The 8,864-nt window shown below is 71.7% G+C and carries 1 protein-coding gene and 1 pseudogene; both read left to right on the forward strand.

The features are described from left to right. Positions 1-4,800, forward strand: a 4,800-nt coding sequence (locus ACZ7IB_RS47970) for a type I polyketide synthase (protein ID WP_470921575.1), incomplete at its 5' end; no start/stop codon positions are given. Between the two features lie 98 nt (positions 4,801-4,898). Beyond that, a pseudogene (locus ACZ7IB_RS47975) lies at positions 4,899-8,855 on the forward strand (type I polyketide synthase); the annotation flags it as partial. Positions 8,856-8,864: the final 9 nt, after the last annotated feature.

Genomic DNA, 8,864 nt, shown 5'->3' on the forward strand with positions numbered 1-8,864 from the left:
TTCCCCGGCCACATCGACTCGCCCGAAACACTGTGGCAACTGCTCACCGACGAACGCGACGCCATGGGCGACTACCCCACCGACCGCGGCTGGGACTCCGTCGACCTGCACAACCCCGAGGCCCCCGAGCTGCACTTCGCCAAGGTCGGCGGATTCCTGCACGACATGGCGGACTTCGACCCCGGCTTCTTCGGGATGTCGCCGCGTGAGGCGCAGGCCACCGACCCCCAGCAGCGGCTGCTCCTTGAGGCCACCTGGGAGGCACTGGAGCGGGCCGGCATCGACCCGGCCACCCTGCGCTCCACCCCGACCGGCATCTTCACCGGCCTGATCTACAACGACTACGCCGCGCGCTTCCCCGACCTGCTCAGCGGATACGAGGGCTACCTCGGCAACGGCAGCGCCAACAGCGTCGCCTCCGGCCGCATCGCCTACACGCTCGGCCTGGAGGGCCCAGCGATCACGGTCGACACGGCGTGCTCGTCCTCGCTGGTCGCCCTGCACCAGGCCGCGCACGCCCTGCGCAACGGCGACTGCACACTCGCGGTCGCCGGCGGCGTCACCGTCATGTCGACCCCGCGCCCGATGGTGGAGTTCAGCCGCATCAGCGGTCTCTCGCCGGACGGCCGCTGCAAGGCCTTCTCCGCCGAGGCCAACGGCATGGGCTTCGCCGAGGGCGTCGGCATGCTCGTCGTGGAGCGGCTCTCGGACGCGCGCCGCAACGGCCACCCCGTCCTCGCGGTCCTCCGTGGCTCCGCCCTCAACCAGGACGGCGCCTCCAACGGCCTGACCGCGCCGAGCGGCCCCGCACAACAGCGCGTCATCCGCCAGGCGCTCGCCAACGCCGGGCTCACCACCGCCGACGTCGACGTCGTCGAGGCACACGGCACCGGAACTTCGCTCGGCGACCCCATCGAGGCCCAGGCGCTGCTCGCCACGTACGGCAAGGACCGCTCCGAGGACAAGCCGCTGCTGCTCGGCTCGGTGAAGTCCAACATCGGTCACACCCAGGCCGCGGCCGGTGTCGCGGGCGTCATCAAGATGGTGCTCGCCCTGCGCCACGGTGTGGTGCCGAAGACGCTGCATGTGGACGAGCCGACGCCGCACATCGAGTGGGACTCCGCCGGTGTGCGGCTCGCCGACGCGAGCGTGCCGTGGCCCGAGACGGGCAGGCCGCGGCGCGGCGCCGTCTCCTCGTTCGGCATCAGCGGCACCAACGCCCATGTCATCCTCGAACACGCCCCGGAGCCCGAGGCCGAGGCCGCCGAGGACACCGGCGACCACCTGCCGTGGGTGATCTCCGCCAAGAGCCCGGAAAGCCTGCGCGAGCAGGCACTGCGCCTGCACACACACGTCAGCGCCGCCCCCGAGGCCACTCTCGTCGACATCGCACGCTCGCTCCTGACCACCCGGGCAGGATTCGAGCACCGCGCCGTCGTCATCGGCCGCGACCGCGCGGAACTGCTGCGGCGCCTGGCCGCGTTCGGCCACGGCGACGAGACCCCCGGCGTGATCCAGGGCACTGCGGCACGCGACACCAGGACCGCCTTCGTCTTCCCCGGCCAGGGCTCGCAGTGGGCGGGCATGGCGACCGAACTCCTGGACTCCTCCCCGGCGTTCGCGGATCGGTTCGGCGAGTGCGCGGCGGCCCTCGCCCCGCACATCGACTGGGCGCCCGCGGACGTGCTGCGCGAGCGCGAGGACGCTCCGTCGCTGGAGCGCGTGGACGTGATCCAGCCGATGCTGTGGGCCGTCATGGTCTCGCTCGCCGCGGTGTGGCGCGCGCACGGCGTCAAGCCCGCTGCCGTAGCGGGGCACTCCCAGGGTGAGTTGGCGGCCGCCGTGGTCGCCGGCGTGCTCTCCCTCCAGGATGCCGCGCGGATCGTCGCGCTGCGCAGCCAGCTGATCGGGCGTGAACTGGCAGGCCAGGGTGGCATGGTGTCCGTGCCGGTCGGCGAGGACGCGGCGGAGGAGCTGATCGAGCCCTGGGCGGGCCGGATAAGCGTCGCCACGATCAACGGCCCGCAGTCCACGGTCGTCGCCGGTGAGGCCGCGGCGCTGGACGAGCTGATGGCCGCGTGCGAGCGCGACGGCGTACGGGCCCGCCGCATTCCGGTGGACTACGGCTCCCACACCCCGCAGGTCGAGCAGCTTCGCGAGGCCCTCCTTGAGCTCGCCGCTCCCGTGATCCCGCGCCCGGCCCAGGTGCCGATGTACTCGACCGTCACCGCCGAGCTCCTCGAGGACGGTGTGGCCGACGCCGAGTACTGGTACCGCAACCTCCGCGAACCCGTCCGCTTCCAGCAGACCGCGCGGGCCCTCGCCGACGCGGGCCACGGCGTCTTCGTCGAGGTCAGCCCGCATCCGGTCCTGACCACCGGCATCGAGGCCAGCCTCGCGGACCTCGAGGCCGCCCCCGTGGTCGCGGGCACCCTGCGGCGCGAAGACGGCGGCCGCAGCAGACTCCTGACCGCCCTCGCCGAACTGTACGTCGCCGGCGCCCCCGTGGACTGGTCGAGCACCTTCGACGGTGGCAGGACCGTGGACCTGCCCACTTACGCCTTCCACCGGCAGCGCTACTGGCTGGACGCCCCCGCGCCCGCGCAGGGCACCGCGGGCTCCGGCGTCGACAGCGCCTTCTGGACGGCGGTCGACGGCGGCGACACCGAATCGCTCGCCGCCGCGCTCGGCGTGGCGGACGACTCCGTGCGCTCCTCGCTCGCCACCATCCTGCCCGCGCTCTCCGCCTGGCACGGCAAGCAGCGCGAGGCGTCCACCGTGGACGCCTGGCGCTACGGGATCGAATGGGCGCCGGTCCAGGACACCCAGGCCCGCCTCACGGGCACCTGGCTGATCGCCGTGCCCGAGGAGCGCGCCGACGACCCGGCGGTGCGGGCCATCGGCGCGGGCATCGAGCGCCGCGGCGGCACCGTCCGCCAGGTCCTGCTCCCCGCGGAGCGCGCCGAGGACGCAGCCACCACGGGCGAACTCCCGTACGTCGCCGAGATCTCCGTACGACTGCGCGCCGTCGAAGGACACGAGCAGGCGGCCGGAGTCCTCGCGCTGACCGGACGGGACGAGGACTCCCACCCGGCGCACCCCGGCGTGCCCCTCGGCTTCACCCGCACCCTCGGGCTGATCCAGGCACTGGCCACCACCGCAGTCACCGCCCCCATGTGGTGCGTCACCAGCGGCGCGGTCACCACCGGCAGCAGCGCCGAACTAACCGGGCCCAGCCAGGCGATGGTGTGGGGACTCGGCCGGGTCGCGGCCCAGGAGTGCCCGGACCGCTGGGGCGGCCTGATCGACCTGCCCGCCGAGCCGGGGGAGCGGGACGTCGACCGGCTCTGCGCCCTGCTGACCGGCGAGACCGGCGAGGACCAGCTCGCGGTGCGCCCCTCCGGCGTCCGCGCGAGGAGGCTGGTGCGCGCCGCCGCGTCCGCGGGACGGGACGGCGCCTGGCAGCCCCCCAAGGGCACCGTCCTGATCACCGGCGGTACCGGCGCGCTCGGCGGCCACATCGCACGCTGGCTTGCCGAGCGAGGCGCTGAGCACCTGATGCTCTTGAGCAGGAGCGGCCCCGATGCCGAGGGCGCCGACGAGCTGCGGGCCGAACTGACGGCAGCGGGCGCGCGGGTGACCGTCCTGTCCTGCGACGCGGGCGACCGCGACGCATTGGCAGCCGCCCTGGCCGGCATCCCGGAGAAGCTGCCGCTGACCGCGGTCTTCCACACCGCCGCCGCCCTGGACGACGGCCCGCTGGAGACGCTGACCCTCCCCCGCGTAGCCGCCTCGCTCCGCTCGAAGGCGGGTGCCGCGTGGAACCTCCACGAGCTGACCGCGGACGCGGACCTGTCGGCGTTCGTGCTCTTCTCCTCCACGGCGGGCACCTTCGGCGCCGCGGGCCAGGGCAACTACGCGCCGGGCAACGCCTACTTGGACGCGCTGGCCTGGTACCGCAGGGCCCACGGCCAGGTGGCGACCTCCATCGGCTGGGGCGCCTGGGCCCAGGGCGGCTTGGCGGAGAAGGACGCCGTTGCTGACCTGCGCCGCAGGCACGGCGTGCCGCTCATGTCCCCGCAGCGCGCCACCCTCGCCATGGAGCGAGCCCTGGCAGGCGACGACACCTTCGTGGTCCTCGCCGACATCGAGTGGGACAAGTTTCAGCTCGCTTACACCGCCGCGCGGCCCAGTCCTCTGCTGTACGGCCTCGCGGAGGTCCAGCGCCCCCAGGAGACGGTTGTGGACGGGGTGGGTACCGGCGGCACGGAGGGCCCCAATCTTGCCGAACGTCTGTTCGGCCTGGCTCGTAAGGAGCAGGTCCGGGTGCTGCGCGAGGCGGTCCGCACCCACGCCGCGGCCGTCCTCGGCCACGACGGGGCCGAATCGGTGCCGCTCGCCCGCCCGTTCGCGGAGCTCGGCCTGGACTCGGTCACCGCAGTGGAGCTGCGCAACCGCCTCGGTGGCGTGGTCGGCCACAAGCTGCCAGCCGGGCTCGTCTTCGACTATCCGACGGTCGCTGACCTTGTTGCCTATCTGCACGACCTGTTGTTCGGCGATGAGACGTACACCAGCCCGATGCTGGCCGAACTGGACCGCCTGGATGTTGAGCTGGCCACCCTGCGTGACGACGACCCGGTCAGGGGCGAGGTGGCGGAGCGGCTGGAGAAACTGCTGCGCCGTGTCAGCCCCGACTCGGTTGTCACCTCGGGCGGCAGGGCCGCGCAGAGCTGGGACCTGCAGGCTGCCTCCCAGGACGAAGTGTTCGCAATGATTGATGACGAGCTGGGGGAGCCGTGATCCGGACCGGCCGGACGCTCTGCGCGCCGCCCTTGTGACTCCAGCCGGAACACGACTGCCGACCTTATTAGTGCTGCTAAGGAATGGACCCGCCGCCCATGCCGAATGAAGAGAAGCTCTTCGACTACCTCAAGCGCGTGACCGCTGAGCTGAAGGAGACCAAGTCACGGCTGAAGGCCGTGGAGTCGGCCGGCAGCGAGCCGGTGGCGATCGTCGGGATGAGCTGCCGCTTCCCCGGCGGTGTCGCCTCGCCCGAAGATCTGTGGCGGCTGCTTTCCGAGGGCGGCGACGCCATCACGGGCCTGCCCGCCGACCGCGGCTGGGATCCTTCATCGCTGATCGACGTGACCGGCGAGCGCCCCGGCTCCTCGTACGTGGCCGAAGGTGGATTCCTGCACGATGCGGGGGAGTTCGACGCCGGCTTCTTCGGGATATCCCCGCGCGAGGCCCTGGCCATGGACCCGCAGCAGCGGCTGCTCCTGGAGACCTCCTGGGAGCTGTTCGAGCGCTCCGGCATAAACCCCACCGCGCTGCGTGGCAGCGACACCGGTGTCTTCGTGGGCTCCAGCTTCCACGGGTACGGCGACCCGGCCACCGCCCCCGACGAGGCGCAGGGCTATCTGCTCACCGGCCGCGCCGACAGCGTCATCTCCGGCCGGATTTCATACACCCTGGGCCTCGAAGGCCCGGCACTCACTGTCGACACGGCGTGCTCGTCGTCGCTGGTGGCGCTGCACCTGGCGATCAATGCGCTGCAGCTTGGAGAGTGTTCAATGGCGCTCGCGGGCGGCGTGATGATCATGGCGACGCCCGAAGTCTTCGTAGGGCTCAGCCGGCAGCAGGGTCTGGCGCGGGACGGTCGCTGCAAGGCGTTCGCTGCCTCTGCCGATGGTATGAGCGCGTCGGAGGGTGTGGGTCTGCTGTTGGTGGAGCGGCTCTCGGACGCGCGCCGCAACGGCCACCAGGTCCTTGCCGTGATCCGTGGTTCGGCGGTCAACCAGGACGGCGCGTCCAACGGTCTGACCGCGCCCAATGGCCCCGCGCAGCAGCGTGTGATCCGGCAGGCTCTGGAGAGCGCCGGGCTTGTTCCCGCGCAGGTGGACGTGGTCGAGGCGCATGGCACGGGTACCACGCTGGGCGACCCGATCGAGGCGCAGGCGCTGCTCGCCACGTACGGCCAGGAACGGGACGAGGAGCAGCCGCTGCTGCTCGGCTCGTTGAAGTCCAATATCGGTCACACGCAGGCTGCCGCGGGTGTGGCGAGTGTTATCAAGATGGTCGAGGCGATGCGGCATGGTGTGGTGCCCAAGACGCTGCACGTCGATGAGCCGACGCCGCATGTGGATTGGACCGCGGGTGCCGTTGAGCTGGTGACCGAGGAGCGTCCGTGGCCCGAGACGGGTCGCGCACGCCGTGCGGGTGTGTCGTCGTTCGGTGTGGGCGGGACGAACGCGCACGTCATCGTCGAGCAGGCCCCGGCCGAGGAGACCCCCGAAGCCGAGGTCGAGTCCGGTCCGGCCGGCCTTGTCTCCGGCGGTGGTGTCGTGCCGTGGGTGCTCTCGGGCCGGTCGGCAGCCGGGCTGCGCGGACAGGCGGAGCGGCTGCACGAGTTCGTGGCCTCCTCCGAGGCCTCGATCGCCGACCTGGGCTGGTCGCTGGCATCTTCGCGTGCGGGACTCGGGCACCGGGCCGTGCTGCTCGGCGCGGACCAGGAGGAACTTCTCACCGCCCTGAAGGCCCTGGAAGAAGGTGAACCGGCGGCTGGTGTGGTCACGGGTGTGGCCTCGGAAGGCGCTTCGGACGTCGTGTTTGTCTTCCCGGGTCAGGGTTCGCAGTGGGCTGGGATGGCGGTCGGGCTCCTGGATTCCTCTCCGGTGTTCGCGGAGCGGTTTGGTGAGTGTGCGGCTGCTCTGGCGCCGTACGTCGACTGGGTTCCGGTCGATGTCCTGCGGGAGCGCGAGGATGCGCCGTCGTTGGATCGTGTGGATGTGGTCCAGCCGATGCTGTGGGCGGTCATGGTGTCGCTCGCCGCGGTGTGGCGTGCGTCGGGCGTCAGGCCCGCCGCCGTTATCGGTCATTCGCAGGGTGAGTTGGCGGCTGCTGTGGTGGCGGGTGTGCTGTCGGTCGAGGACGGTGCGCGGATCGTGGCGCTGCGCAGTCAGTTGATCGGGCGGGAGCTGGCCGGTCAGGGTGGCATGGTGTCGGTGCCGCTGGCTGAGGGCGCGGCGGTGGAGCTGATCGAGTCCTGGGCGGGCCGGATCAGTGTGGCCACGGTCAACGGCCCGCGGTCCACGGTGGTCGCGGGTGAGGCGGCGGCGCTGGATGAGCTGGTGGCAGCGTGTGAGCGTGATGGTGTGCGGGCCCGTCGTATTCCGGTGGATTACGGGTCGCATACTCCGCAGGTGGAGCAGTTGCGGGAGGCCTTGCTGGAGCTGGCTGCTCCGGTGGCGCCGCGTCCGGGTGATGTGCCCATGTACTCGACCGTGACTGGTGGGCTCCTTGAGGACGGTGTGGCTGATGCGGAGTACTGGTTCCGTAATCTGCGGCAGCCGGTGCGGTTCCTTGACACGGTGGAGGAGTTGATTGCTTCGGGCCACACCACTTTCGTCGAGGTCAGTCCTCATCCGGTGCTGACGTCTTCGGTGGAGGAGACCGGTGAGGCGGTGGGTGTGGAGGTGTGCGGGGTCGGCACGTTGCGGCGTGAGCAGGGTGGTGCCCGGCGTTTCCTCACTTCGCTGGCGGAGTTGTGGGTGCGGGGTGTGGAGCCGGAGTGGCAGGGTGTGTTCGCTGGCAGTGGTGCATGCCGGGTCGGGTTGCCCACGTATGCCTTCCAGCGCCGGCACTACTGGCTGGACGGTGCGGCCGGTACCGCTGAGGTGTCCGGGGCTGGTCTCTCCGCGCTCAGTCACCCGCTGCTGGCTGCCGGTATCGCGCTCGCGGACGGCGAGGGCCACCTCTTCACGGGCCGAATATCCCTGCGTACGCATTCCTGGCTCGCCGGTCACGCGGTGCTGGGCCGGGTCCTGGTGCCCGGGGCCGCCGTGCTCGAACTGATGCTGCGGGCGGGTGAGAGCGTTGGCTGTGAACTCCTTGACGAGCTCGTTCTGCAGGCCCCGCTGGTCGTACCGGCCGGCGACGCGGTGGTCGATATCCAGGTCGCCGTCGATGCCCCTGACGAGCAGGGCAGGCGCGCGGTGCGGTTGCACTCCCGGGCGGTGCGGCCGGGCCAGGAGGACGATAGTGCGGAGTGGGTCTGCCACGCCGAGGGGCTGCTGATCGCGGTGCCCGCCGCACTCGCCGGTGAGCAGGCCGCAGCCGACGCCGCCTGGCCGCCCGCAGGCGCGGAGGCCGTGGATATCGACGGGTTCTACGACCGCCTGGCGGCCACCGGGTACGGCTACGGTCCGATCTTCCAGGGCATACGGGCGGTATGGCGGCGCGGCGAGGAGTTGTTCGCCGAGGTCGCGCTGCCGGAGGGCGCCGAGCGGGATGCCGGGCGGTTCGGGGTGCACCCCGCGCTGGTCGACGCCGCGCTGCAGACGGGTCTGGTGACGTTGCTGGAGGACGGCGGCGAGCGGATGATGCCGTTCTCCTTTGCCGGGGTTCGCCTCCACGCGACCGGTGCCACCACGGCACGGGTCCGGCTGACGCCGACGGGCGCTGACTCGCTCGCGGTGCGGCTGACCGACGGCACCGGCCTTCCGGTGCTCACCATCGACACGCTCACCTCGCGCCCGCTCACCGCTGACACGCTCTCCGGTCAGAGCGTGGATTCGCTGTATGAGGTCAACTGGGCGTTGCTGCCGGGCGGTTCGGGTGACATCACCGGTGTTCCCGGATCGGCCGTGGTCCTGGGTGAGGGTCTGGCGGAGCTCGGTCTGCCGTGTTATGAGGACCTCGCCGCGCTCGCCGAGAGCGTCCGCGGCGGCGGCGCCGTGCCCGCGACCGTGCTCCTGCCCTGCCCGGGGGGGGGGGGCGGGGGGAAGCCCGCCGTCCGTCGTGTGGTGCTGGGGTCTCTGGTTCCCGCCCCTCCGGGGGGGGTTCGGTTTTGGTAGCTGGGAGAG

The organism is Streptomyces sp. NPDC037301 (assembly GCF_055602785.1).